23 protein-coding genes are annotated in these 24216 nt (G+C 71.2%); 8 read left to right on the forward strand and 15 right to left on the reverse strand.

Annotated elements, in window-relative coordinates; translation table 11 throughout:
- Positions 1 to 51: 51 nt before the first annotated feature.
- Positions 52 to 789, forward strand: a complete 738-nt coding sequence (locus ACV530_RS14430; RefSeq protein WP_494332814.1) for a TetR/AcrR family transcriptional regulator — start codon at positions 52 to 54, stop codon at positions 787 to 789.
- Here the strand turns inward: ACV530_RS14430 and ACV530_RS14435 are convergent.
- Positions 786 to 1571 carry an NAD(P)H-dependent oxidoreductase gene (locus tag ACV530_RS14435; RefSeq protein WP_494332815.1) on the reverse strand — a complete coding sequence of 262 codons (786 nt, stop codon included), beginning with the start codon at positions 1569 to 1571 and terminating at the stop codon, positions 786 to 788. The genes ACV530_RS14430 and ACV530_RS14435 overlap by 4 nt on opposite strands.
- Positions 1572 to 1670: 99 nt before the next feature.
- Here ACV530_RS14435 and ACV530_RS14440 point away from each other — a divergent pair, with 99 nt between their 5' ends.
- Together ACV530_RS14440 and ACV530_RS14445 are read left to right on the forward strand one after the other, a co-directional pair.
- A complete protein-coding gene (locus ACV530_RS14440) occupies positions 1671 to 2519 on the forward strand; it encodes a helix-turn-helix transcriptional regulator (RefSeq protein WP_494332816.1) in 849 nt (282 codons plus the stop codon).
- Positions 2516 to 3730: a dienelactone hydrolase family protein gene (locus tag ACV530_RS14445; RefSeq protein ID WP_494332817.1), complete on the forward strand. Its 1215-nt coding sequence runs from the start codon at positions 2516 to 2518 to the stop codon at positions 3728 to 3730. The genes ACV530_RS14440 and ACV530_RS14445 overlap by 4 nt, the downstream gene beginning before the upstream one ends.
- Here the strand turns inward: ACV530_RS14445 and ACV530_RS14450 are convergent, their stop codons facing one another.
- Positions 3731 to 4528, reverse strand: a complete 798-nt coding sequence (locus ACV530_RS14450; protein WP_494332818.1) for a carbon-nitrogen family hydrolase — start codon at positions 4526 to 4528, stop codon at positions 3731 to 3733.
- A gap of 136 nt (positions 4529 to 4664) precedes the next feature.
- Here ACV530_RS14450 and ACV530_RS14455 point away from each other — a divergent pair, with 136 nt between their 5' ends.
- Entirely contained in the window at positions 4665 to 5495 is an 831-nt protein-coding gene (locus tag ACV530_RS14455; protein ID WP_494332819.1) for a maleylpyruvate isomerase family mycothiol-dependent enzyme, read from the forward strand.
- Between the two features lie 9 nt (positions 5496 to 5504).
- Here ACV530_RS14455 and ACV530_RS14460 read toward each other — a convergent pair whose 3' ends face one another.
- The 6 genes from ACV530_RS14460 to pdhA all read right to left on the reverse strand — a co-directional run bounded on the left by ACV530_RS14460 (position 5505) and on the right by pdhA (position 12238).
- Positions 5505 to 6815, reverse strand: coding sequence for an MFS transporter (locus ACV530_RS14460; protein WP_494332820.1), 1311 nt, complete (start codon positions 6813 to 6815; stop codon positions 5505 to 5507).
- On the reverse strand, positions 6812 to 7474 hold the full coding sequence (locus ACV530_RS14465) for a GntR family transcriptional regulator (protein ID WP_494332821.1): 663 nt from the start codon (positions 7472 to 7474) through the stop codon (positions 6812 to 6814). Before ACV530_RS14465 ends, ACV530_RS14460 begins: the two co-directional genes overlap by 4 nt.
- Positions 7475 to 7571: 97 nt before the next feature.
- Positions 7572 to 8369, reverse strand: a complete 798-nt coding sequence (locus ACV530_RS14470; RefSeq protein WP_494332822.1) for a helix-turn-helix domain-containing protein — start codon at positions 8367 to 8369, stop codon at positions 7572 to 7574.
- 321 nt (positions 8370 to 8690) lie between these two features.
- Positions 8691 to 10085 carry a dihydrolipoamide acetyltransferase family protein gene (locus ACV530_RS14475; RefSeq protein WP_494332823.1) on the reverse strand — a complete coding sequence of 465 codons (1395 nt, stop codon included), beginning with the start codon at positions 10083 to 10085 and terminating at the stop codon, positions 8691 to 8693.
- 21 nt (positions 10086 to 10106) lie between these two features.
- Positions 10107 to 11087, reverse strand: coding sequence for an alpha-ketoacid dehydrogenase subunit beta (locus ACV530_RS14480; RefSeq protein ID WP_494332824.1), 981 nt, complete (start codon positions 11085 to 11087; stop codon positions 10107 to 10109).
- Complete coding sequence (pdhA, locus tag ACV530_RS14485; RefSeq protein ID WP_494332825.1) at positions 11087 to 12238, reverse strand: pyruvate dehydrogenase (acetyl-transferring) E1 component subunit alpha; 1152 nt, start codon at positions 12236 to 12238, stop codon at positions 11087 to 11089. The genes ACV530_RS14480 and pdhA overlap by 1 nt, the downstream gene beginning before the upstream one ends.
- A 349-nt stretch (positions 12239 to 12587) precedes the next feature.
- On the opposite strand from pdhA, the gene ACV530_RS14490 reads away from it, so the two are divergent.
- From ACV530_RS14490 to ACV530_RS14500, 3 genes are all read left to right on the forward strand, one after another.
- Complete coding sequence (locus ACV530_RS14490; RefSeq protein WP_494332826.1) at positions 12588 to 13250, forward strand: response regulator; 663 nt, start codon at positions 12588 to 12590, stop codon at positions 13248 to 13250.
- Between the two features lie 89 nt (positions 13251 to 13339).
- Positions 13340 to 13765 (forward strand): pyridoxamine 5'-phosphate oxidase family protein, encoded by a 426-nt coding sequence (locus ACV530_RS14495; protein WP_494332827.1) that lies wholly within the window; start codon positions 13340 to 13342, stop codon positions 13763 to 13765.
- Between the two features lie 15 nt (positions 13766 to 13780).
- Positions 13781 to 14809: a phosphotransferase gene (locus tag ACV530_RS14500; RefSeq protein WP_494332828.1), complete on the forward strand. Its 1029-nt coding sequence runs from the start codon at positions 13781 to 13783 to the stop codon at positions 14807 to 14809.
- Here the strand turns inward: ACV530_RS14500 and ACV530_RS14505 are convergent.
- Positions 14806 to 16380, reverse strand: coding sequence for a protein kinase domain-containing protein (locus ACV530_RS14505; protein ID WP_494332829.1), 1575 nt, complete (start codon positions 16378 to 16380; stop codon positions 14806 to 14808). The genes ACV530_RS14500 and ACV530_RS14505 overlap by 4 nt on opposite strands.
- Before the next feature lie 290 nt (positions 16381 to 16670).
- Between ACV530_RS14505 and ACV530_RS14510 the strand changes: the two genes are divergently transcribed.
- Positions 16671 to 18308: a protein kinase domain-containing protein gene (locus ACV530_RS14510; protein ID WP_494332830.1), complete on the forward strand. Its 1638-nt coding sequence runs from the start codon at positions 16671 to 16673 to the stop codon at positions 18306 to 18308.
- A gap of 81 nt (positions 18309 to 18389) precedes the next feature.
- Here ACV530_RS14510 and ACV530_RS14515 read toward each other — a convergent pair whose 3' ends face one another.
- From ACV530_RS14515 to ACV530_RS14540, 6 genes are all read right to left on the reverse strand, one after another.
- On the reverse strand, positions 18390 to 18950 hold the full coding sequence (locus tag ACV530_RS14515) for a bacterial proteasome activator family protein (RefSeq protein WP_494332831.1): 561 nt from the start codon (positions 18948 to 18950) through the stop codon (positions 18390 to 18392).
- Between the two features lie 103 nt (positions 18951 to 19053).
- The gene (locus tag ACV530_RS14520) at positions 19054 to 19500 is read right to left on the reverse strand and encodes a hypothetical protein (protein ID WP_494332832.1); all 447 of its coding nucleotides are present in this window, start codon (positions 19498 to 19500) and stop codon (positions 19054 to 19056) included.
- 60 nt (positions 19501 to 19560) lie between these two features.
- Complete coding sequence (locus ACV530_RS14525; protein WP_494332833.1) at positions 19561 to 20538, reverse strand: NAD(P)H-quinone oxidoreductase; 978 nt, start codon at positions 20536 to 20538, stop codon at positions 19561 to 19563.
- Between the two features lie 23 nt (positions 20539 to 20561).
- Positions 20562 to 21632, reverse strand: coding sequence for a potassium channel family protein (locus ACV530_RS14530; protein WP_494332834.1), 1071 nt, complete (start codon positions 21630 to 21632; stop codon positions 20562 to 20564).
- Positions 21629 to 23065, reverse strand: coding sequence for a molybdopterin molybdotransferase MoeA (locus ACV530_RS14535; protein WP_494332835.1), 1437 nt, complete (start codon positions 23063 to 23065; stop codon positions 21629 to 21631). Before ACV530_RS14535 ends, ACV530_RS14530 begins: the two co-directional genes overlap by 4 nt.
- On the reverse strand, positions 23062 to 23940 hold the full coding sequence (locus ACV530_RS14540; RefSeq protein WP_494332836.1) for an NTP transferase domain-containing protein: 879 nt from the start codon (positions 23938 to 23940) through the stop codon (positions 23062 to 23064). The genes ACV530_RS14535 and ACV530_RS14540 overlap by 4 nt, the downstream gene beginning before the upstream one ends.
- Positions 23941 to 24216: the final 276 nt, after the last annotated feature.

Genomic DNA, 24216 nt, shown 5'->3' on the forward strand with positions numbered 1-24216 from the left:
TGTCAAGCACGGGCCGGCCGACGGAACCGCACGACAGCAGGAGGCACAACCGTGAGCATCCAGATCGCCCCGCCGTCGACACGGAGGGCGCACCAGCGCGAGAAGTCACGGGACCGCCAGCGCGCGGAGATGAAGGCCGAGATCCTGCGCTGTGCCCGGCAGTTGCTGGTGGACGAGGGTCCTGGCGCCGTCTCGCTTCGGGCCATCGCGCGCGAGATGGGGATGACCGCCCCGGGCCTGTACCGCTACTACGCCGACCACCGCGAGTTGGTGCAGGCACTGACGGCCTTGCTCTACGACGAGCTGACCGCCGACCTGGAACGTGCCCGCGAAGAGGCACCCGAGCAATCCCCGAAGGGCCGTTTCCTCTCGGTCGCCCGAGGGCTGCGCACCTGGGCGCTGCACCACAAGCCGGAGTTCACGCTCATCTTCAGCAAGCCCGTGGCCGACGCCGACTGCGCCCCCGGCGACCCGTGCCATGCGGCCAGTTGGCGCTTCGGAGGGGTGTTCGTCGACCTGATGATGGAGTTCTGGCGGGCGGGCGCACTCCCACTGCCCGAGCCCCGCGCACTCGACGCGGCATGGCTTGTCCAGCTGGAGGAGGTCCGGGAACACATCGGGTCCGAGCCTCCCCTGGAGGCGCTGTACGTCTTCGTGCTCGCCTGGTCGCGCCTGTACGGCGTGGTCTCCATGGAGGTGTTCGGGCACTTGGCCTTCGCGCTGACCGATCCCGAGCCGGTGTTCGAACACCACCTCCGCGACATCCTGGAGCTGCTCGGCGCGGACTAGACGTCCGCCTTCACGTGCAGCCCGAACCCGCTCGCCCCCGGCGCTTCCACGCCCGGCAGCAGCCGCATGTCGTGGTCGTAGTCGCCGCCGGTGAGGGTGCGGTACGGGACCGGGGTGTCCGTGAAGAGGCCGTCCAGGCGGCGGGCGTACTCCCGCTTCGTCTCCTCGGCCTGCTCCTCGGACAGGATGTTCGCCGCGTACACCCCGAACGGCTCGAGCGGGGCCATGCCCGTGAACCAGAACAGGCCGTGCTGGAGCGGGTGGAGGACGTCCTCGATGTGGCCGTGGATGCCGCGGTCGGAGAAGGCCGTCCCCCGGGCGCCGGTCGTCACCGACACCAGGGCTCGCCGGCCCGCCAGGGCGCCCTCGCTGTAGGGCGGGGGGACGACGTCCGCGCCGTACGCGAACCCGGCCGTGAACACCCGGTCTATCCAGCCCTTCACGATCGCGGGAGCGGAGAACCACCACAGCGGGAACTGCAGGATCAGCGCATCGGCCCACCGCACCTTCTCCTGCTCCGCCACGACGTCCGGGGTCAGGCGACCGGCCAGGGTCGCTTCCTGCGAGGCGCCCATCACCTTGAGCCGCTCACCGGCCGCGAGGTCGGGGAAGTCGTCGGCGTCGACCGTCGCCTTCCACTTCATCGCGTAGAGGTCGGACACCTGGACCTCGTGCCCTGCCGCCCGCAGGTGGTCGACCGCGAAGGTGGTCAAGGAGGCGTTGAGAGAACGGGGTTCGGGGTGGGCGCTGACGATCAGGATGTTCTTGGCTGCTGCGGTCATGGGGTCAACGATCATCCGCCCGCAGCGTGGCAGCCAGCACCCTGTGCAACCGTAGGAACGCCAGTCCTGGTACTGCGGGGGCCACTCATACTGGAGCGCATGAACGACACAGGAAGCGCGCTCGGCGGGTTTCTGCGCGCCCGGCGGGGGCGGGTCGCGCCGGAGCGCGTCGGGATAGACGGGGGCAGCCGCAGACGGGTGCGCGGGCTGCGGCGCGAGGAGCTGGCGCAGCTCGCGGGGATCAGCGTGGACTACTACGTACGCCTCGAGCAGGGCCGGGCCACCCAGCCGTCCACGGAGGTGCTGGACGCGCTCGCCCGGGCGCTGGATCTCGACCCGGCGGAGCGCAAGCACCTCGGCACTCTGGCCTGCGGACGGCGTGAGCCAGCGCCCACGACCCGGGTCAGCCCCCAACTCCAGCGGATGCTCGACTCCCTGGACGGCTTCCCGGTCTTCGTGACGAACCACCGCCTCGACGTGGTGGCCTGGAACAGGCTCGGCAGCGAGCTCATAGGCGGCCCGGGCTACCGGCGCGACCGGAACAACGCCCGTTTCCTCTTCCTCGACCCCGCTTCCCGCGTCGTCCACCCCACGTGGGAGGACAGGGCCTCGGAGGTCGTAGGACAGCTGCGCGTCGCCGCGGGGCGCTATCCCGACGACACCGAGCTGATCGCGCTCATCGGCGAACTGTCCGCTCTCAGCGCGGAGTTCCGGCAGTTCTGGGACACCGGCGAGGTCACCATGTGCACCGCCGGGCGCAAGCAGCTCCGCCATCCCGAGGCCGGGCTGCTCACGCTCGACTTCGAGACGCTGGACGTGCCCGCCGGAGCCGATGAAATCGGCCTGGTGGTGCACCTGTTCAGCGCCGAGGTGGGCAGCCCCGAGGCCGCCGCACTCGCCCGGCTCGCCGGAACCTTTACCTCCCCTTTGCCGTCCTCCTCGGTGTGAAGAGAACACGCATCCGGCCCATAAGCCTCGTTGCCACCGCCATAGCCCTCGGCATGGCCCTCACCCCCGCCAGCGCGGAAGCCGCCCTCAAGCAGCCCGGCGGCCTCACCTCCTACGCCCTCCCGCCCGGGCTGCTGAACATCACCGGGGGCCGCACCGCCGGCAACCCCACCCAGGTGCACGGCGTCCTCGGCATGCCCGAGGGCAAGGGGCCGCACCCCGTCGTCGTGGTGATGCACGGCGCGCACCCCAACTGCGTCACCACCGCCAAGGCGCCCAACATCGCCCGTAACGCCGTGAAGACCACGTGGCCGCTGGTCTGCGCCGAGCCCGGCAAGCGCGACAAGGTCGGCCCCGACTACCTGCGGCAGAACGCCGGGCTGTCGCACCTCGTACAGTCGCTCACCCGCAAGGGCTTCGTGGCCGTCTCCATCGACGTCGTCTCGCCGGAGATCTGGTGGGGCGGGGAGACCGAGCCGGAGAAGGGCTACACCGACCTCGTCTCCGCGCACCTGAAGCTGCTGTCCGACCTCAACAAGGGCGTCAACCACGGGCTGAACATCCCGGGGTTGAAGGGGCGGATCGACACTTCCCGCGTGGGCCTGGTCGGGCACAGCCGGGGCGGCGGCTACGTCCTGTCGCAGCAGGCCGCCAAGCGGGCCGGGCTCTTCGGGGCCGTAGCCATCGAGCCGGCCGAGAACGCGGAGAAGGCCACCCACAAGGTGCCCGTGCTCAACATCCGTGGTGCGTGCGACGAGGACACCGGCCCGACGGCCGGCCTGCGGACCATGAAGTCGCTCGCCGCATCCGGCCGGACGAAGGTCGCGGCCGATGTGCTGCTCGCCGGTACAGGGCACACGATGCTCAACACCAACCTGGCACCCACCAACAAGGACGGCTCCAACGGGACCTGCAAGGCGTCCAAGGTCGCCTCGCCGGCCGCCGCGCGGGCCCAGGTCGCCCAGATGACGGCGGCGTTCCTGGACCAGGCCCTGCACAAGGCCACGTCCTACCGGCTGCCCGCCGTCAAGGGCCTCGCTCCCAAGGGCGGCAACCTGCGCAAGGGCGGACCGGCCGTCACGTTCCGTGGCGCGGGGCAGGAGAAGTTCACCGATCCGCGCCGCATCCGTGAGGTCACGTCGAAGCAGCGTCTGCTGCCGTCCATACCGAAGACCTTGAAGATCAACAAGGCGCCCGACGACGGCATTTGATCAAGACAGGCCGAGCACCCGGTCCTTCAGGGCCGGGAACTCCTCCCGCGTCCTCGCCACCCGCTCCATGTCGAGGTCGACGGTGAGAACCTCCTCCTCGCGCCCCGCCTCGGCGATCACCTCGCCCCAGGGGTCGACGACGATGCTGTGCCCCGCCTGCGGTACGCCCGCGTGCGTACCGGCCGTGCCGCAGGCGAGCACGTACGCCTGGTCCTCGACGGCGCGGGCGCGGGCGAGGAGGGTCCAGTGCTCGCGGCGGACCTCGGGCCAGCCGGCCGGGATGACGAAGGTCTGCGCGCCCTCGTCCGCCAGGGCGCGGAACAGCTCGGGGAAACGCAGGTCGTAGCAGGTCGCCAGGCCCAGCGTGGTCTCCGGCAGGGCGACCGTCACGGGAGACGTACCGGCGCTCATCAGCACGGCCTCGCCTCGGTCGAAGCCGAAGCGGTGGATCTTGCGGTAGGTGCGGATCAGTTCACCGGCGGGGGAGAACACGAGCGACGTGTTGTAGAGCTCGTGTACTCCCCCTTCCCCACCGGTGCCGTGTTCGACGATCGATCCCGCATGCAGCCAGACTCCCGTGTCACGCGCGGCGGTTGACATCGCCCGGGCGGTCGGGCCGTCCAGACTCTCCGCACTTGAGGCAAAGGCGTCAAAGTTGAATGCGCCCACGTGCCACAGCTCGGGAAGCACCACGAGGTCGCTGCCGCGCTGGTCACGGACGAGAGCCACGGCGCGCTCGCGCCGTACGTCCTGCGTCTCGGCCGGGTTCACGGCCAGTTGGATCAAGGAGGCGCGCACCGTACCACCACTCTCACGCGACGAAACCACTGCCAGGTTGCCCACGCGCAGCGTAACTTAACTGGTGAGCACCCCCCGGAGCAGTTGCCTACGCCCTATGTCCAGCACCTGTCCAGCACCGCCAGAGGGACCACACGTGACCGTCCACCCAAGTCTTCAGCCGGCCATCGACGCCTGGACCCATTCCATCGAAGCGATCAACGAACTGGTGAAGCCCCTCGCCGAGGCCGACTGGAACCGGCGCACCGAGTGCCCGGGGTGGTCCGTGCGGGACGTCGTCTCGCATGTGATCGGCGTCGAGTGCGAAATGCTGGGCGAACCACGGCCGATCCACACCCTGCCGCGCGATCTCTACCATGTGGTCGACGAGTTCACGCGCTACATCGAGGTGCAGGTCGATGTACGGCGCTGCCACACCGCCCTGGAGATGACGTCCGAGCTGGACTACACGATCATCCGGCGGTCGCGGCAGCTGCGCAACGAGTCGCGCGGTCCGCAGTCCAAGGTGCGCTGGCCGCTGGGCACCGGCAACGAGCAGACCCTCGAACGGACGCTGACCCTACGGGCCTTCGACGTATGGGTGCACGAGCAGGACCTGCGCCGTGCGCTCGGCATGCCCGGCAACCTCGACTCGCCGGGCGCGGTGATCACGCGGGACTTCCTGCTCGCCGCGCTGCCGAAGGTGGTGGCCAAGGACGCGGACGCGCCGCCGGGTTCGGCGGTGGTCTTCGACGTGCACGGCCCGCTGGAGTTCATGCGCACGGTGCGCGTGGACGAGCACGGGCGGGGCACGATCGGCAGCACGGTCTCGCTGGGTCCGACGGTGACGTTCACGCTGGACTGGGAGATGTACGTCCGCCTGGCGTGCGGCCGGGTGGGGCCGGAGACGGTGGCCGGACAGGTCAAGGTGGAGGGTGAGCAGGAGCTCGCGGAGGCGGTTCTCCGCGAGTTCGCCATCACGCCATAAGCATCAGCGTCACGCCGTGAGGTCCTGGGCCGGCACGTGGATCGTCTCCACCCGCGACGCCACGACCCGTTCGTCTTCCCGCCGTTGGGCCTTCTTCCTCAGCCGCAGTATCTGGCTGAGCCCTGCCGCCTGGACCACGAACACCGCCGAGAACGCGGCACGGTAGTTGCCGCCGGTGGCGTCCAGGATGATGCCCACGGCGAGCAGCGTGGTGATGGAGGCGGTGAAGCCGCCCATGTTGACGATGCCGGATGCCGTGCCCTGCCGCTCGGGCGGGTTGGCGGGCCGGGCGAAGTCGAAGCCGATCATCGAGGCCGGGCCGCAGGCGCCGAGCACCACGGCCAGCACGATCAGCAGCCACACCGGGGCGTGGGTCCCGGGCCAGCCGACGACCGCCGCCCACAGCAGGACGGTGGCCGCGACGGTGCCGAGCGCGAGCGGGCACCGGGCCGCGCCGTGCCGGGCGATGACCTGCCCGTAGACGAGACCGACGGCCATGTTCACCAGGACGATGAGGGTCAGCAACTCGCCCGCTCCCTCACGGGACATGCCCTCGGCCTCCACCAGGAACGGCATGCCCCACAGCAGCAGGAACACCATGGCCGGGAACTGGGTGGTGAAGTGCACCCACATGCCGAGCCGGGTGCCCGGCTCCCGCCAGGCGAGGGCGATCTGCTGCCGTACCCGGCCCGCGCCCGGGTGCGGGCCGGGCGCGGGTTCGTACCCCTCGGGGTGGTCCTTGAGGAAGGCCAGCAGCAGGACGAGCACCACCGCGCCGGCCATCGCGCTGCTCGCGAACGTGGCCGTCCAGCCCCGGGTGTGCAGGACCTCGGCGAGCAGGAGCGTCGAGACCAGGTTGCCCGCCATCCCGAACAAGGCGGCGACCTGGGCGATCATCGGCCCGTTGCGGGCCGGGAACCAGCGTGAGCCGAGCCGCAGCACGCTGATGAACGTCATCGCGTCGCCGCAGCCGAGCAGCGCCCGGCAGGCGAGCGCGGCACCGTACGTGTGCGACAGCGCGAACCCGAACTGCCCTGCGGTGAACAGGACTACACCGAGCGCCAGCACCTTCTTGGTGCCCATCCGGTCGACCATCAGGCCGACGGGTATCTGCATGCCCGCGTAGACGAGCAGCTGGAGTATGGAAAACGTCGACAGCGCCGAGGAGTTGATGTGGAACCGCTCGGCGGCGTCGATCCCGGCCACGCCAAGGCTCGTACGGAAGACGATGGCGACGAAGTAGACGGCGACCCCGACACTCCAGATGCCGACCGCCCGCCGGCCTCCGGGGGGATCGCCGGGCAGGGCGACGGAGCTCATCGGACGTCACCCTGCGCGAGGTTGCGCACCCAGCCGATGTGCCGCTCGATGATGCCGGTCGCGGCCATGCCGTCCCCGGCGCGCAGGGCGTCGAGGATCTCGGTGTGCTCGGCGATGGTCTTGGCGATCCGGTCGGGGTGGGCGTGCATCACGGCCACGCCCATCCTCAACTGCCGGTCGCGCAGCTGGTCGTAGAGGCGGGCGAGGATCTGGTTGCCCGCGCTGCGCACGATCGCCGCGTGGAAGGCGCGGTCGCTGACCGATACGGCCTCGAGGTCCCCCGCGGCGGCCTGCCGCTGCATGGCGTCCACGAGTTCTTCCAGGCGGGTGATGAGAGCGGGCGGCGCGGGGACGGCTTTGGCCACCGTGTGCTTCTCCACCAGCAGCCGGGTCTCCACCACATCCGCGATCTCCTGTGCGGACACGGCCAGCACGAGCGCCCCCTTCTTGGGATAGAGCTTGAGCAGCCCCTCTCCCTCCAGCCTGAGCAGCGCCTCCCGGACGGGCGTCCGGGACACCCCCACGGTCTCGGCCAGGTCCCCCTCGGTCAGCAGGGTCCCTCCCTCGTAACGCCGGTGCAGGACCGCGTCCTTCACATGGGCGTAGACGCGGTCGGCGGCGGGGAGCTGTCTGTCCTGGACGGCGGGGGCAACAGGCATGCGCACAGCATAGATACAAGACAGATGCCTGATGAGACCCTGTCCGCGATACGGACGATGGCTGGTACGTACCGGTGCGCAGCCGAGTGTCCGGCTCTCAGTCGGTCAGCGGCGTGATGACGACGAAGCGCAGGTCCGGACGCTGTATGGGCAGCAGTACATGGCTGACCACCCGGATCTCCTCGCTGTCGTGGTACGGCAGCCGCAGCCGGAATACGTGCCCGTCACGGTGCTCGACGACGTCGTGCTCCTCCGCCCATATGCGGCGGCAGGCGGCGTCGGCGGTGAGGATCTCGCGTACGAGGGCGGCCAGTTGGGGGTCACCGGGGTTGCTGTTGGCGGCGACGCGGAGCATGGCGAGATACGTACGCGCGCAGATGTCCTCCCAGTCGAGCATCTGCTCGCGGGCCTCGGGGTGCAGCAGGGCCCAGCGCATGAGGTTGGGCTCGGGGCGCAGCACCCAGGGAAACCATTCGCCCATCAGGGAGTTGGAGGCGATGACGTTCCACGAGGTGTCGGAGAGGTAGCAGGGGTAGCTGACCTGCTGCTCGAGCAGGAGCTTGACGCCCTTCGGGAGTTCGTCGCAGATGCGTGCGCCTCCAGCGGGCGGGCGACGGCCGCTGACGGCGAGGAAGAGCGTCAGCGTCTCGGCCTCGCTCAGGCGCAGGGCGTCGGCGACGCGCTGCAGGAAGCTCTCGGAGAAGTCCCGGCGCCGTCCGGCCTCCAGGGCGCGGTACCAGCCCTCGCTGACGCCGGTCATGCGGGCGACGTGCGCCTGGGAGAGCAGCCGTCCGGGGCGCGGGAGGACCCAGCGCAGTTCGGGCAGGGTACGGGCGTCGAGGCGGGCGCGCCATGCACGCAGCAAGCGGCTGATCGACTCGCCGTCGTGCTCCACGTTCTCTCCTGCTAGCGAACCGATACCGACCCCCGATACCGACACTGCAAGTGTCGGCCAATCTTAAGTAAATTGCGCAGCATGGGCCATTCCACCCCCTGCCAGGGTGGTGTCCCTAGGCCGCTCCGTAACACGGACAGGGCGCGGCTTACGAGTCAGTGCGGTTCCTGCGACGTCTCACGGGGGAGTCGCGGGACCCGTGCTGACCCGTAAGCCGCGCCCTGGGGCCCGGACGCTGCTCGGCTCCTCACTGGAGGGGGGTGAGGAGAGAGCGTGTCCGGGCCCTTTTCCGTATCCGCGGGTTTCCGTATCCGCGGGCGATCAGCCCCAGGTCATCAGACGCTTGGGGTGCTCGAGGACGGCCGCGATGTCCGCCAGCACCTTCGAGCCGAGCTCGCCGTCGACGAGGCGGTGGTCGAAGGAGAGCGCCAGCGTGGTGACGTGCCGGGGCTTGACCTTGCCCTTGTGCACCCAGGGCTGGAGCTTGATCGCACCGAACGCCAGGATCGCGGACTCGCCCGGGTTGAGGATGGGCGTACCGGCGTCGATGCCGAAGACACCGACGTTGGTGATGGTGACCGTGCCGCCCTGCATGTCGGCGGGGGTCGTCCTGCCCTCACGCGCGGTGGCGACCAGGTCGGCCAGCGACGTGGCCAGCTCGGCCAGGGTCTTGGTGCCGGCGTCCTTGATGTTCGGGACGATCAGGCCGCGCGGGGTGGCGGCGGCGATGCCCAGGTTGATGTAGTGCTTGAGGACGATCTCCTGATTCGCCTCGTCCCAGGCCGCGTTGACGTCCGGGTTGCGCTTGATGGCGAGCAGCAGCGCCTTGGCGACGATCAGCATCGGGTTGATGCGCAGCCCGGCCAGGTCGGGGTCGGACTTCAGCTGCTGGACGAGCTTCATCGTGCGCGTGACGTCGACGGTGACGAACTCCGTGACGTGCGGCGCGGTGAAGGCGCTCGCCACCATGGCCTGGGCGGTGGCCTTGCGGACGCCCTTGACCGGGATGCGGGTCTCGCGGTCCGCGATCGTGCTCGGGGCGGGGGCCACGACGGCCACGGCGACAGGTGCGGTGACCGCCTTGGCGGCGGCGTGCACGTCGTCCCGGGTCACGATGCCGTCGGGGCCGGTGGGCGTCACCGTGGCCAGGTCGATGCCGAGGTCCTTGGCCAGCTTGCGGACGGGCGGCTTGGCCAGGGGCCGGTCCTGCGGCTGTCCGGCGGCGCCGACGCCCGCCGGGGCAGGGGCCGGGGCAGTTATGGCCACGGGGGCGGCGTGGCCGTTGAGCTCGGCCTGGAGCCCGGCGGCCACCGAACTGCGCGCGTCCGGCTGCGCCTTGCGCGCCCGGCGCTTGGTCGAGGACGGCGCGGCGCCGTAGCCGACCAGCACGGCCTGACGGCCGGCAGGCTGCTCCGGCTCGGCTTCAACCGCGGGCTCAGGCGCGGCCGTACCCGCACCGGGCTGCGTGTCGATGGAGATGATCGGGGCGCCGACGTCGACCGTCGTACCCTCCTCGAAGCGCAGCTCGTGCACGACCCCGTCGAAGGGGATCGGCAGTTCCACGGCCGCCTTGGCGGTCTCGACCTCGCAGACCACCTGCCCGTCGGAGACGGTGTCCCCCACGGCCACGTACCACTTGAGAATTTCCGCCTCGGTGAGTCCCTCGCCCACGTCGGGCATCTTGAACTCGCGGAAGCGTTCCGTGCTCGTAGTCATCGTCACGACTCTCCCAGTCCCTCAGTACGCAAGCGCGCGGTCTACGGCGTCGAGTACCCGGTCCAGGCCCGGAAGGTACTCGTCCTCGAGGCGCGACGGCGGGTAGGGGGCGTGGTAGCCGCCGACCCGCAGGACGGGGGCCTCCAGGTGGTAGAAGCAGCGCTCGGTGATCCGTGCGGCGATCTCGGCGCCGGAGCCGAAGAACACCGGGGCCTCGTGGACGACGACCAGGCGGCCGGTGCGCTCCACGGACTTCTGGATCGCGTCGAAGTCGACCGGCGAGACCGAGCGCAGGTCGAGGACCTCGAGGGACTTGCCCTCCTCCGCGGCCGCCGTGGCGGCCTCGAGACAGGTCTTCACCATCGGCCCGTACGCGGCGAGCGTCAGGTCGGTGCCCTCGCGGACCGTACGGGCGGTGTGCAGGGGGCCCGGGATGGCGTCGAAGTCGACCTCGGAGCGGTCGTGGTAGCGGCGCTTGGGCTCGAAGTAGATGACCGGGTCGTCGCTCTGGATGGCCTGCTGGAGCATCCAGTACGCGTCGGAGGCGTTGGCCGGGGAGACGACCTTCAGGCCCGCCACGTGCGCGAAGAGCGCCTCGGGCGACTCGCTGTGGTGCTCGACGGCACCGATCGCGCCGCCGTAGGGGATACGGATGACGACCGGCAGCTTGATCTTGCCGAGCGCGCGGGCGTGCATCTTGGCGAGCTGGGTGACGATCTGGTCGTACGCGGGGAAGACGAACCCGTCGAACTGGATCTCCACCACGGGCCGGTAGCCGCGCAGCGCGAGGCCGATCGCGGTGCCGACGATGCCGGACTCGGCGAGCGGGGTGTCGATGACCCGGTCCTCGCCGAAGTCCTTCTGCAGGCCGTCGGTGACGCGGAAGACGCCGCCGAGCTTGCCGACGTCCTCGCCCATGACCAGGACCTTGGGGTCGGTCTCCAGCGCGGTGCGCAGCGAGGCGTTGATCGCCTTGGAGATCGAGAGCTTTTCCGTGGCCATCAGTGGCTCTCCTCCTCGGCGAACGAGGCCTGGTAGGCGGCGAATTGCGCGCGTTCCTCGTCGACCAGCGCGTGGCCGTCGGCGTAGATGTTCTCGAAGATCGCCATGTTGTCGGGGTCCGGCATGGTGCGGACGGTGTCGCGCACGCGCTTGGCGAGCGCGTCGCTCTCCTTCTCCAGCCCGTCGAAGAACGCCTCGTCGGCGAAGCCCTCGCGCTCGAGGTGGCGGCGCAGGCGCAGGATCGGGTCCTTGGCCTCCCACAGCTCGCGCTCCTCGTCGCGCCGGTAGCGGGACGGGTCGTCGGAGGTGGTGTGGGCGCCCATGCGGTAGGTGAATGCCTCGACCAGGGTGGGTCCGGCGCCCGTACGGGCGCGCTCCAGCGCGGACTTGGTGACGGCGAGGCAGGCGAGGACGTCGTTGCCGTCGACCCGGACGCCGGGGAAGCCGTAGCCCTGGGCGCGCTGGTAGAGCGGGACGCGGGTCTGCCTCTCGGTGGGCTCGGAGATGGCCCACTGGTTGTTCTGGCAGAAGAACACGACGGGAGCGTTGTAGACGGCCGCGAAGGTGAAGGCCTCGGCCACGTCGCCCTGGCTGGAGGCGCCGTCGCCGAAGTAGGCGATCACGGCGGAGTCGGCGCCGTCCTTGGTGATGCCCATGGCGTAGCCGGTGGCGTGCAGCGCCTGCGAGCCGATGACGATCGTGTAGAGGTGGAAGTTGTTCTCGTTGGGGTCCCAGCCGCCGTGGTTGACGCCGCGGAACATGCCGAGCAGGTTCGTCGGGTCGACCCCGCGGCACCAGGCGACGCCGTGCTCGCGGTAGGTCGGGAAGACATAGTCGTCGTCGCGGGTGGCACGCCCGGAGCCGATCTGCGCGGCCTCCTGGCCGAGCAGCGAGGCCCACAGGCCCAGTTCGCCCTGGCGCTGCAGCGTGGTCGCCTCACCGTCGAAGCGGCGGCTCAGCACCATGTCCCGGTACAGGCCGCGCAGTTCCTCGGGCGTGACGTCGATGGAGTAGTCGGGGTGCTCGACCCGCTCGCCCTCGGGCGTCAGCAGCTGTACGAGCTCCGGCTGGCCCTTCTCACCGGCCGGCTTCCTGCCGCCGGCCCGTTTGCCACCGCGCGGCTTGCGCGAGGTGGTGCTGTCCACGGTCACGTGTGCTCCTCCGTCTGTCCGGCCCCCGGGGTCGCCGGCAGCCGAAAGGGTTCCCCCGCCGTGGGGCAGGGGTGTGCTCGCCCGCTTCCCGACGGCACACGGGGTGGGTGTGCCGAGGCCGAACCGGGGGTGACAGGCGCCCCGGCGAATGGCCTGCAATAAGCACGTTACCCAGTACCCGGCATTCCTGCGAAACCCCTCTGACCTGCGATTTTGCTTGGATTTCCAAGTAAATCTAGAAAGGAACGCAAGCAGTACTGGTCACAGCCTTGCGAGCCGCCTCCGGAACGACCGCACGTTATCCCGGAGGACAAGAGCAGGGGAAGACTTGATGTGTGAGACTGGCTCTGTGCGCGAACAAGGAAAAATCACGGTATTTCTGCTTGACGACCATGAAGTCGTACGGCGCGGCGTCCACGAGATGCTCTCCGTGGAGGAGGACATCGAGGTCGTCGGCGAGGCCGGTACCGCGGCGGATGCCCTCGTGCGCATTCCGGCCACCCGGCCCGACGTCGCCGTACTGGACGTTCGCCTTCCGGATGGCAGTGGTGTCGAAGTATGCCGTGAGATCCGTGCGCAGAACGAATCCGTCAAATGCCTGATGCTCACCTCGTTCGCGGATGACGAGGCCCTGTTCGACGCGATCATGGCGGGTGCGTCCGGCTACGTCCTCAAGGCCATTCGCGGCAACGAACTGCTTTCCGCCGTGCGGGATGTGGCCGCCGGGAAATCCCTGCTCGACCCGGTCGCGACCGCCCGCGTTCTGGAGCGGCTGCGCGACGGGAAGGGCGCCAAGGGCGACAGCCGGCTCGCCTCCCTGACCGACCAGGAACGCCGGATCCTGGACCTGATCGGCGAGGGCCTGACCAACCGCGCCATCGGCGAGCGGCTGCACCTCGCCGAGAAGACGATCAAGAACTATGTCTCCAGCCTGCTCTCCAAGCTGGGCATGGAGCGCCGCTCGCAGGCCGCGGCCTACGTCGCCCGCATGCAGGCCGAGCGGCGGGACTGAAACCGCGTGCGACACCAGGGACCAACGTCCCGGCCCGAAGGGACGGGTGCCTCTGCGTGCCCGGAAGGTGACAGGGCAGAGTAGTGCCCATGTCCTCCGACGAACAGCGGGCGCTCGAAGTGCTCGCGGGCCAGCCCTACGGCCGGCTCTCCATGAGCCTGAACGCGCTGCCCTTCGTCATTCCCACCCGCCACATCGTGACGGACGGGACGATCGTGGTGCGACTGCCCGCCGCCACCGGCTACGCGCAGGCCTGCGACGGCACCGTCGTCGCCTACGAGGCCGACAACTTCGGCGGACGCGAGGAGGGCGACGAGGACGTCTGGGCCGCCCAATTCGTCGGCACCGCCCGCATCTTCACCCCCTGCCCCGCCGCGCTCGCGGCCTTCGGCCCGGCTCCGCGCACCGCGGACAAGGAGCCCTTCGATCCCGAATACGTGTGCATAGCACCGCAGTTCATGAAGCTGCACCACCTCGAAGGTGTACCCGTGCGACAGGGCGCACACTCTTCGTGAACTAACATTTGGGACGTGCCGCGCTCAGATGTCCCACCTGCCCCACCCCCCGACGGCACGCTGCGCACCCTGCTGCGCAGCTACCGGCACGCGGGCGAACCGGTCAGCTGCGAACCGCTGACCGAGGGGCTGCTGAACCGCGGCTACCGGCTGTCCACCACGCGCGGGCGCTTCTTCCTCAAGCACCACCTCGACGGCGACCGCGCCGCCATCGCCCGCCAGCACGCCGTCACCCTGCGCCTCGGCCTCCTCGGCCTGCCCGTCGCCCCGCCCGTCGCGGGCTCCGACGGCTCGACCGTCACCGTCATCGGGGGACGCTGCTACGCCCTGCACCCCTGGATCGACGGCCGCCACCGCGACGGCGGCGAGCTGACGGCCGCGCAGTCGCGCCGCCTGGGCGCACTGCTCGGCAAGGTGCACATCAGCCTGGAAGAGGTCATGGAGGGCCCCGAGGGCCACGCCCAGGACACCTCGGCGGCCGACCCCGAGGACACCTACGCCCTCATCGAGGAACTGCTGGCGATCATCCGCCGCCGGCACCCCCGCGACGCCTTCGACGAACTCGCCGAGCACCGCCTGACCGAGCGCCGGGCCCTGCTGGAGCACCACGCGCACCGCCGCCCCACCGCCGCGGCCACCCCCGCCCACGGCTGGGTGCACGGCGACTTCCACCCGCTCAACCTGCTCTACCGGGGCGCCGAGCCCGCCGCGATCATCGACTGGGACCGGCTGGGCGTCCAGCCGCGCGCGGAGGAGGCCGTACGGGCCGCCGTGATCTTCTTCCTGCGCCCCGACGGCACGCTCGACCTCGCGAAGATACGCCCGTACGCCCGCGCCTACCGCCGGGCGGCCGGCGCGAGCGCGGACGAACTCGCCGCGGCCGTGCACCGGGTGTGGTGGGAACGGCTCAACGACTTCTGGATGCTGCGCTGGCGCTACCAGCTCAACGACGACCGCGCCGACCCCGGTTTCCCGGCGTCGGCGGCGCTGTCGGTGTGGTGGACGCGCGCGTACGAGTCCGTACGCGACGCGTTCACCGATTAGCCGGTCTGGCCCTCGCCGTTGCCCGTGGTGGTGTTGCCCGACGGCTTCGGGGGCTTCGGGTCGTCCGTGGGCTTGGTGGTCGGCGGCGGCACCGTCGGGTCGTGCGTCGGCGGAACCGTCGGCGGGATGGTCGTCGGGTCCGTGGTCGGGCCCTTCGAGTGGTGCCCCCGGGTCGGCTCGTAGGACGGCTCGTTGTCGTCGCTGCCCGTACTGTCGCCGTTCCCCTCGTTGGGATCGGGCGCCCGGTGGCTGCGACGGCTCTCCGGCGACTGGCTCGCGCTGGGGCTCGTGCTCGCGGACGGCGTGCTGCTCGGCGTCGTCTTGGTGTCGGCCTCGCCGCTTGTCTTCTTGCCCGGCAGCATGACCAGCGCGACGCCGACCGCGACCGCGATCACCGCGAGCGCGGCGACCAGCCACAGCTTGCCCCGGCCGCCGCCACCGCCCGAACCGCGGCCGCCGTGGCCGTAGTCGTCGTCACCGGGGCCGCCGATGCCCGGCGGCAGGATCCGCTGCGGCGAGGTGTTGCCGTGCTGCGGGTGCGGCATGGCCGTGGTGGACGCCATGCCCACACCGCCCAGCGCCATGGTGGCGGCGGTGGCGTGCTCGACCGGGCCCGTGTTCCACGCGCCGGTGTGGCTGCCCGCGTCCTGGAGCATCTGCAGGCTGTACTGGACCAGCCCGCGCATCTCCTCCGCGCTCTGGAACCGGTCGTCCGGGTCCTTGGCCAGCGAGCGCATGACCAGCCCGTCCAGCTCCGGCGGCACGCTCCCGAGCACCTGGGACGGCGGCACAGGATTGTCCTGAACATGCTGATAGACGACCGAAAGCGGGGTCTCGCCGGTGAACGGCGGGCGCAGCGACAGCAGTTCGTAGAGCAGACAGCCGGTGGCGTAGAGGTCCGAGCGGGCGTCGACGGTCTTGCCGAGGGCCTGCTCGGGCGAGAGGTACTGGGGGGTGCCCATGACCATGCCGGTCTGGGTCATGGTCGACTGCGCGCCGTGCAGGGCACGGGCGATGCCGAAGTCCATGACCTTGACCGCGCCCGTGTTGGTGATGATCACGTTCGCGGGCTTGATGTCGCGGTGCACGATGCCGTGCTGGTGGCTGTAGGCCAGCGCGTCCAGCACCCCGGAGACGATGATCAGCGCCTGCTCGGGCGGCGGTGCCTCGGTATTGAGCAGCAGGTCGCGGATGGTGCGGCCCTCGACCAGCTCCATGACGATGTACGGCACGGTGTTACGGCCGACGACATCCTCGCCGGAGTCGTAGACGGCGACCACGGCATGGTGGTTCAGGCCCGCCACCGACTGGGCCTCGCGGGTGAAGCGCGCCTTGGAGACCGGGTCCTCGGCCAGGTCCGAGCGGAGCAGCTTGACCGCGACGGTGCGGCCGAGGCGCATGTCCTCGGCGGCGAACACCTCCGCCATGCCACCCCGGCCGAGCCGGTGGGTGAGACGGTAACGGCCGTCGCCGACCAGGCCGCCGTTACCCCACATTTCCGGCACATCGGGCATTCCGGCCCCGTTCGCGTCAGGGTCGCCCGGACCCTGGGCGCTCTGCGTCTGTGCCATCAGTCCTCGCCGTCGTGTCTTGGCCGCTCACGTGGGGGCAATGCGTCGGTCTATGTCTTGGGCTTCCTAAAGGAACGCTACAGGCTCCGCGGCGCGCTCCGGTCCGGGATGGACCGGTTATCAAACCCGCAGCGGCCCGAGCAAGGCAAATTCGGTGACACCTTGTCGCGCATCCGGTCACGGAACGGGCACGCGGCTTGACGTGCCCCCGCCCTCGGGCACACTTGGCCGGGATACACGATCACCAGGCCGAAAAAGGGCTGGAAGCGCGCCAAGGGGGAAGCAGGACCATGAGCCAGGACGGCGCACAGGACCGGTACGCGGGACGGTCCGTGGGCGGCGGCCGCTATCAGCTGCGCGACCTGCTCGGCGAGGGCGGCATGGCCTCCGTTCACCTGGCCCACGACACGGTCCTGGACCGCGACGTCGCGATCAAGACACTGCACACGGAACTCGGCCGGGAAGCATCCTTCCGCGAGCGCTTCCGGCGCGAGGCGCAGGCCGTGGCCAAGCTCACGCACACCAACATCGTCTCGGTCTTCGACACGGGCGAGGACACGATCGACGGCTCGACGATGCCGTACATCGTCATGGAGTACATCCAGGGCAAGCCGCTGCGGTCCGTGCTGGACGAGGACGTCGCGCAGTACGGCGCGATGCCCACCGCCAAGGCGCTGAAGATCACGGCGGATGTGCTGGCGGCCCTCGAGGTCAGCCATGAGATGGGCCTGGTCCACCGGGACATCAAGCCCGGCAACGTGATGATGACCCGGCGTGACGTGGTCAAGGTCATGGACTTCGGCATCGCCCGTGCCATGCAGTCCGGCGTCACCTCCATGACCCAGACCGGCATGGTGGTCGGCACCCCGCAGTACCTCTCCCCCGAGCAGGCCCTGGGCCGCGGCGTGGACGCCCGCTCGGACCTCTACTCGGTCGGCATCATGCTCTTCGAGCTGCTGACCGGACGGCTGCCCTTCGACGCCGACTCCCCGCTGGCGATCGCGTACGCGCACGTCCAGGAGGAGCCGGTCGCGCCCTCCACGATCAACCGCTCGGTCCCGCCGGCTGTCGACGCCCTGGTCGCCCGCGCCCTGAAGAAGAACCCGAACGAGCGCTTCCCCAGCGCCGCCGCCATGCGCGACGAGTGCGCACGCGTCGCGGGCACCGCGCACACCGCGGGCTCGCCGATGATCAACGCCGCCGCACCGCCGCCCAGCAGCGGTTCCGGGGTCTCCTCGGCGGTCTTCCCGCCGGTGGACCAGCAGGCGATGCCGGGGCCGCAGGGCGTGCAGACGCCCTACCAGCCGGGCCCGTACAGCGGCGGCTACGCCCAGCAGGGCTACCAGACGCCGCCCCAGGCCTCCCCGCAGCCGTCCTACTCCACCCCGCCGCCGCACCAGGCCCCGGCGCCGGCGCACCAGGCTCCAGTACCGACGCAGCCCGCGCCCGCGCCGGCCGGCAAGAGCAACAAGCCGGTCATCATCGGCTCGGCGGTGGTCGCGGTCCTCGCGGTCGTCGGCGTGGTCGCCGCCATCGCGCTCAAGGGCAACTCGTCCGACGCCAAGGCCGACCCCAAGCCCAGCAACAGCGCTGTGGCATCGGCGAGCCCGGCGAACGGCGGCTCCGGCGGAGGAGGGGGCGGACACAAGGACGGCGACCCGGCCAAGACCGTGAAGCCCGAGATCTGCACGGACGCACGCCCCAACTTCGAGGACAAGTCGAAGAAGAACGCCCCTGACGTCACCTACGTCTACATCGACTCGGTGAAGGACTGCTTCCAGAAGGCGGGCTGGAAGTACAAGGTCGTCTACCAGAACGAGAACATCTGGGGCAAGGGCACGGTGCTGACGCAGAACCCCATGCCGGGCGACGCGTTCGACCCCAACAGCACCATGACGCTGACGGTCTCCACGGGCGACCCGAGCTGACGCCCGTACAGCCGAAGGCCGGTTGCCGGATTCTTTCCGGCAACCGGCCTTCGGCTGCGGTCATTTGACGGGGCGTTGGCGTTACAGGTACGGGCCCGACCGCTCGCCGCGGTGCGGCCGCTCGTCGTCGTCATCATCACCCGACATACCGGGCGGCAGGGCGCGGCGCATCTGCTCCAGCTGAGCGCGTGCCGCCATCTGCTGGGCGAACAGCGTCGTCTGGATCCCGTGGAAGAGACCCTCGAGCCAGCCCACCAACTGGGCCTGGGCGATGCGCAGTTCGGCCTCGGTCGGGATCGTGTCGTCGGTGAACGGGAGCGACAGCCGCTCCAGTTCCTCCACGAGCTCCGGTGCGAGACCGTCCTCCAGCTCCTTGATGGAGCTGTGGTGGATCGCCTTCAGCCGGACCCGGCTCGCCTCGTCGAGAGGAGCGGCCCGGACCTCCTCCAGCAACTGCTTGATCATGCTTCCGATCCGCATGACCTTGGCGGGCTGTTCCACCATCTCCGTCACCGGAATCTCGCGCAGCTCGTCGTCGCCGTCCGCGCCGCCGGGGATGGCGTTGCCGACAGCCATGCCGTCCGGGCCCACGACCAGGAGGTGCGGGCTCTCCTGCGACCGTTCATTCCTCGGCATATCCATGCCGCCATTCTCTCGCACAGGTGATTTCCCCTTGTGTGATGCCCCCGTACGCGCCTGTTCGAACGGGAGCGCGGGGTTCCGGGAACGGGAATCCGGCGGGGATTCAGCGCCGTCGCAGGCGCAGCGCGAGGAAGCCGAGACCGAGCCCGGTGAGCAGCATGCCGGTGCCGAGCGGCAGGACCCGCATCACCGGGTCCGGGGACCGGACGGGCGTGCTCTCGACGGGGGCCGCGGGCGCGGCGGCGGGCCGCAGCGGGCGCTGCGCCGGGTGCGGGGGAGGCGCGTGCGGCTCCACCACGACCTCCGCCCCGTCGTCCGCCGCTTCCGACTCCGGGTCGGACGGGTCGGACGGCTCCTCGGCGCGGCCGGGGTGCGCACGCCCCTCGCCCGCGGCGGTTCCGGCCAGCCGTCCCCCGTCGGCCGAGGGCGCGGGGGACGGCGGCGCTGTCATCGATGGCGGCCGCACCTCGGCAGCAGCGGCACAGGGCGTACCGAGCATGGCCGCCAGCGCCAGCCCGGCCACGGACACCGCCCGTACTCCACCGATCACACGGCCACCCTCACACGGGGGTGTCCGGACGGCGCGTCCACGCGGGCGGCCGGGTGACGGTCAGACCGTGAGCAGCACCTTTCCGGTGTGCGCGCTCGCCTCCATGACCCGGTGCGCCTCCGCGGCGTCCCGCATCGGCAGGGTGCGGTCGACGACGGGCCTCACCCTCCCGCCGGAGATCAGCGGCCAGACGTGCTCGCGCACGGCCGCCACGATGGTGGTCTTCTCCGCGAGCGGGCGCGAGCGCAGCGCGGTCGCCATGACCGCCGCCCGCTTGGCGAGCAGCTTGCCCAGGTCGAGTTCGGCCTTCCGCCCGCCCTGGAGGCCGATGACGACCAGCCGGCCGTTGACCGCGAGGGCGTCGACGTTCTTCGCGAGGTACTTCGCGCCGATGATGTCGAGGATGACGTCCGCCCCCACGCCGCCGGTGACCTTGCCCAGTTCCTCGACGAAGTCCTGCTCGCGGTAGTCGATGAGGATGTCCGCGCCGAGTTCCCGGCAGAACTCGAGCTTCTCCTTGCCGCCCGCCGTGACGGCCACGCGCGCGCCGACCGCCTTGGCCAGTTGCACGGCCATCGTGCCGATGCCGCTGCCGCCGCCGTGCACGAGCAGCGTCTCGCCGGGGCGCAGGTGCGCGGACATGAACACGTTCGACCACACCGTCGCGGTGACCTCGGGCAGCGCGGCGGCGGTGACGACGTCCACGCCGTCCGGGACGGGCAGCAGCTGGCCCACGGGGACGCAGACCTTCTCCGCGTAACCGCCGCCCGCCAGCAGCGCGCACACCTCGTCGCCGACCGCCCAGCCGCTCACGCCGGGGCCGAGCGCGGCGATCCGGCCGGAGCACTCCAGGCCGGGGTAGGCGGGGGCGCCGGGCGGGGGGTCGTAGAAGCCCTGCCGCTGCATCACATCGGCGCGGTTGACGGCACTGGCCGCGACCTCGACCAGGACCTCTCCGGGGCCCGGCTCGGGGTCGGGCACCTCGGCCCAGACGAGCGCTTCGGGGCCGCCGGGCGTGGGGATGGTGATCGCATGCATGCCGCGAGGCTACTCCCGCGCGGTTACTCGCCGTTGGACGGCACGGGGCGGGCCCGGACGATGGTGATCAGCCGGTCCGTGGCCTTGAGCGGGCTCGCCTCCGGGTCGTCGTAGTCGAGCAGCCGGTGCCCGCGCAGTACGGACACCACCAGGTCGTCCGTCTCGCGCACGCCGCGACCCACCTCGGACCTGACCACGGGCCGCTCGACGAGGTCCAGGCCGCTGCCCTGCTGGATGAGGTCCTCCATGACCGTGCCGGCGCTGGGGCTGAGCACGGACAGGCCGAGCAGCCGCCCGGCGGCGCTCGCGCTGGTGATCACGGCGTCGGCGCCCGACTGCCGCAGCAGCGGGGCGTTCTCCTCCTCCCGCACGGCCGCCACGATCTTCGCCCCGCGATTGAGCTGACGGGCCGTCAAGGTGACCAGGACGGCGGTGTCGTCGCGCTGGGTGGCGACGATGACCTGCCGGGCCTTGTGGAGCTCGGCACGCCGCAGCACCTCGCTGCGGGTGGCGTCGCCGACGACCCCCGCATAGCCGCGGGCGGTGGCCGACTCGACGACCTTGGGGTCCGGGTCGACGATCACGATCTTCTCCTTCGGCAGCCCGGTGGTGCTGACGGTCTGGACGGCGGACCGTCCCTTCGTGCCGAAGCCGACGACGACGGTGTGCTCGCGCAAGGAGGATCTCCACTTGTTCAGACGCCATTGCTCGCGGGTGCGTTCGGTCAGGACCTCGAGCGTGGTGCCGACCAGGATGATCAGGAACAGCACCCGCAGCGGCGTCACGAGCAGCACATTGCTCAGCCGGGCGCTGTCGCTGTACGGGACGATGTCGCCGTAACCGGTGGTGGAGAGGGTGACGGTCGCGTAGTAGACGGACCCGAGAAGGTCCAGCTCCTTGCCGGAGTTGTCGTGGTAGCCGCCCCGGTCCGCGTAGACGATGAACACGGTGGCGGCCATGACCAGCAGCGCGAGGATCAGGCGCCGGGCGACCTGCCGCAGCGGATGGGCGGCCTTGAAGCGCGGCAGTATGACGCGGTGTTCGGGGTCCACCAGGCCCTTGCGGGCCGCCGCGTCGGTGTCGGGCAGCTTCATCCGGGGCTGCCCGCCGTCCACGGCAGGCCGAGGAGCATGGCCCTGGCACCCCGGCCCGAACCGTCCCCGCCCGGCGGGATCACCGCCAGCGCGTCCGCGGCGGCGAGCCCGCGCAGCATCGCCGGGCCGTGGAAGCGCAGCGGCCGCGCGCCGCCGCCGTGCCGGACCACCGGCACGAGACGGGTGTCGGCCGGGTGGCCCGGTACGGGCCCGGTGAGCACCGCCCGTTCCAGGGCCCGCCCGCAGCGGCCCGACAGCGCGTCGAGCACCGGCACCGCCAGCGTCAGCAGCCCCGCGACGGCGGCCAGCGGATTGCCCGGCAGCCCGACCAGATGGCGCCCGGGGGCCAGGCGGGCCAGCAGCATCGGGTGCCCGGGGCGTACGGCGACACCGTCGACGAGCAGCTCGCCGCCGAGCCGCTCCAGCGCGGAGTGCAGGTGGTCGCGGGGGCCGTCGGCGGTGCCGCCCGTGGTGATCACGAGGTCGGCCGTCGACGCGGCGAGCGCGTCGTACAGCGCCTCGGCGTCGTCGCCCAGTCCCTGCGTGACGGTCGCCTGCGCGCCGAGCGCGCACAGCCAGGGCGGGAGCATCGGCCCGAGCGCGTCGCGGATACGGCCGTCGTGCGGCAGGCCGCCGTGCAGCAGCTCATCGCCGAGCACGAGGACGTCGACGCGGGGGCGGGCGGTGATGCGCAGTTCGTCATAGCCGCAGGCCGCCGCCAGGCCGAGCACGGCCGGGGTGACGACGGTGCCGGCGGGCAGGAGTTCATCGCCCTGGCCGCACTCCTGGCCGCGCGGCCGGATGTCCTGGCCCTGCGTGACCCTGCGGTTGGCGTGCAGCTCGCCCTGCTCCGTCACGGTGCCGTGCTCGCTGCGCAGCACCGCGGTGGCGTCGGGCGGTACGCGCGCGCCGGTCGCGATCCGGACGGCATGCCCGTCGCGCAGCGACGCGGCCTCGCCGTGCCCCGCGAGGACGCCCTCGCCGTCCACCGGCAGCCGCCACGGCCCCGGCCCGGCCACGGCCCAGCCGTCCATGGCCGACGTGTCGAACGACGGCAGGTCCGTGAGCGCGGTGAGCGGATCCGCGAGCGTACGGCCGAGGGCGTCCGTCAGGACGCACTGCTCGGGGGCGAGGATCTGCGCAGCGTGGGCGGCGATGTCCCGGGCGACGGCCCAGGGGACCCGCCGGGGGTCGCCCTTGTGCTGCAGATCGTAGAAGCGCACACCTTCGAACGGTACGTCCAATGACGGCACTTCGCCGCGGACGGGGGTGGTGAAGGGATCGTCCTCGAACGGGAAAAAGGCTTGTTGCTGGCTGGGCTTGGCCTCCGGCGCTGCTGCCGCTGCCGGGGGTTCCTCGCCGCGGTCCGCCGCGAGCAGGGCCAGGGCCTCGTCGGTGGCACGGTCGAGGGCGTCGCCGTCGCGGTCGTTCACAAGCGCTCGCCACCCTCCTCGGCCCAGCGGGCCGCCAGCGCGGCGGCCACGCGCGACGCCTCGGCGACGGCCTCCGGGCCACCGCCGCGCAGCGCGGCCGCGTACCCGACCAGAAACGTCGTCAGAGGCGCGGCGGGGCGGGCGACTCCGTGCGCGGCGTCCCTGGCGAGGTCGAGCAGGGCGGCCCTGTCGACGTCCAGTTCGATGCCCAGTTCGGCCGATACCGCGGCGATCCATTCATCCAGCACGGTCCCATCGTCCCTGATCCGCGCGCGGGCCGTGTCGATGTCCTCCCAGGTGTCGCAGTCGAACGACGCGGTGGGGTGGTGCAGCCGCGCCAGCGACAGCTCACCGGTCAGCAGCCGCAGCGGGAGCCCGGTGAGGGTGCCGTGCTCGGCGGCGAGCAGGGCGAGCTCGCGGCGCAGGGGCTCCGCGCGGTACGCGGCGACGAGGGGCTGGTCCCGGCCGTCGGGGTCGGTGAGCAGCGCGCCTTCCGCGTCCGCTGAGGTCGCCGCCAGGGCATTGACCGTGTCCCGGTCGAGGAAAGGCAGATCGGCGGAGAGCACGAGCACGACGTCGGCGCTCGTGTGCCGCAGGCCCTCCGCGAGGGCCGCGAGCGGGCCCGCGCCGGGGGGTTGTTCACGTGTCCATGTGACGGGGCGGGTGGTGGGGCGGCGTGGCCCGACGACGACGGTGGTGCGGGCGCCGGCGCAGGCGGTCATGACCCGGTCGAGGAGGGATCGGCCGCCGATCCGTACGGCGGGTTTGTCCGCCCCGCCGAGGCGCCGGGCTTCGCCTCCGGCGAGGATCAGTGCGTCGTATGCGTATGCCGTCACCCGCCGAGTATGGAGGGTGCCCCGGTCCCACCCTTCCACCGTTCCCCGGGGCTCCGCCCCCGGACCCCGCCCCTGGGGCTGCGCCCCAGACCCCGCTTATCGCGGCTCCGCCGCTCGTCCTCAATCGCCGGACGGGCTTGATTTTCGCGCCCGCGCCGGATTTCAGCGCAAGCGCGAAAGACCAGCGCGGCCCGACACCATTCAGCCCGGCCCGCACCCTCCAGCCCGGCCCGGCACCATCCAGCCGGCCCGGCACCATTCAGCCCGTCCGGCGATTGAGGACCAACGCGGCGGAGCCGCGTTGCGGGGGCCCAG

Source organism: Streptomyces sp. SX-6 (assembly GCF_059089585.1).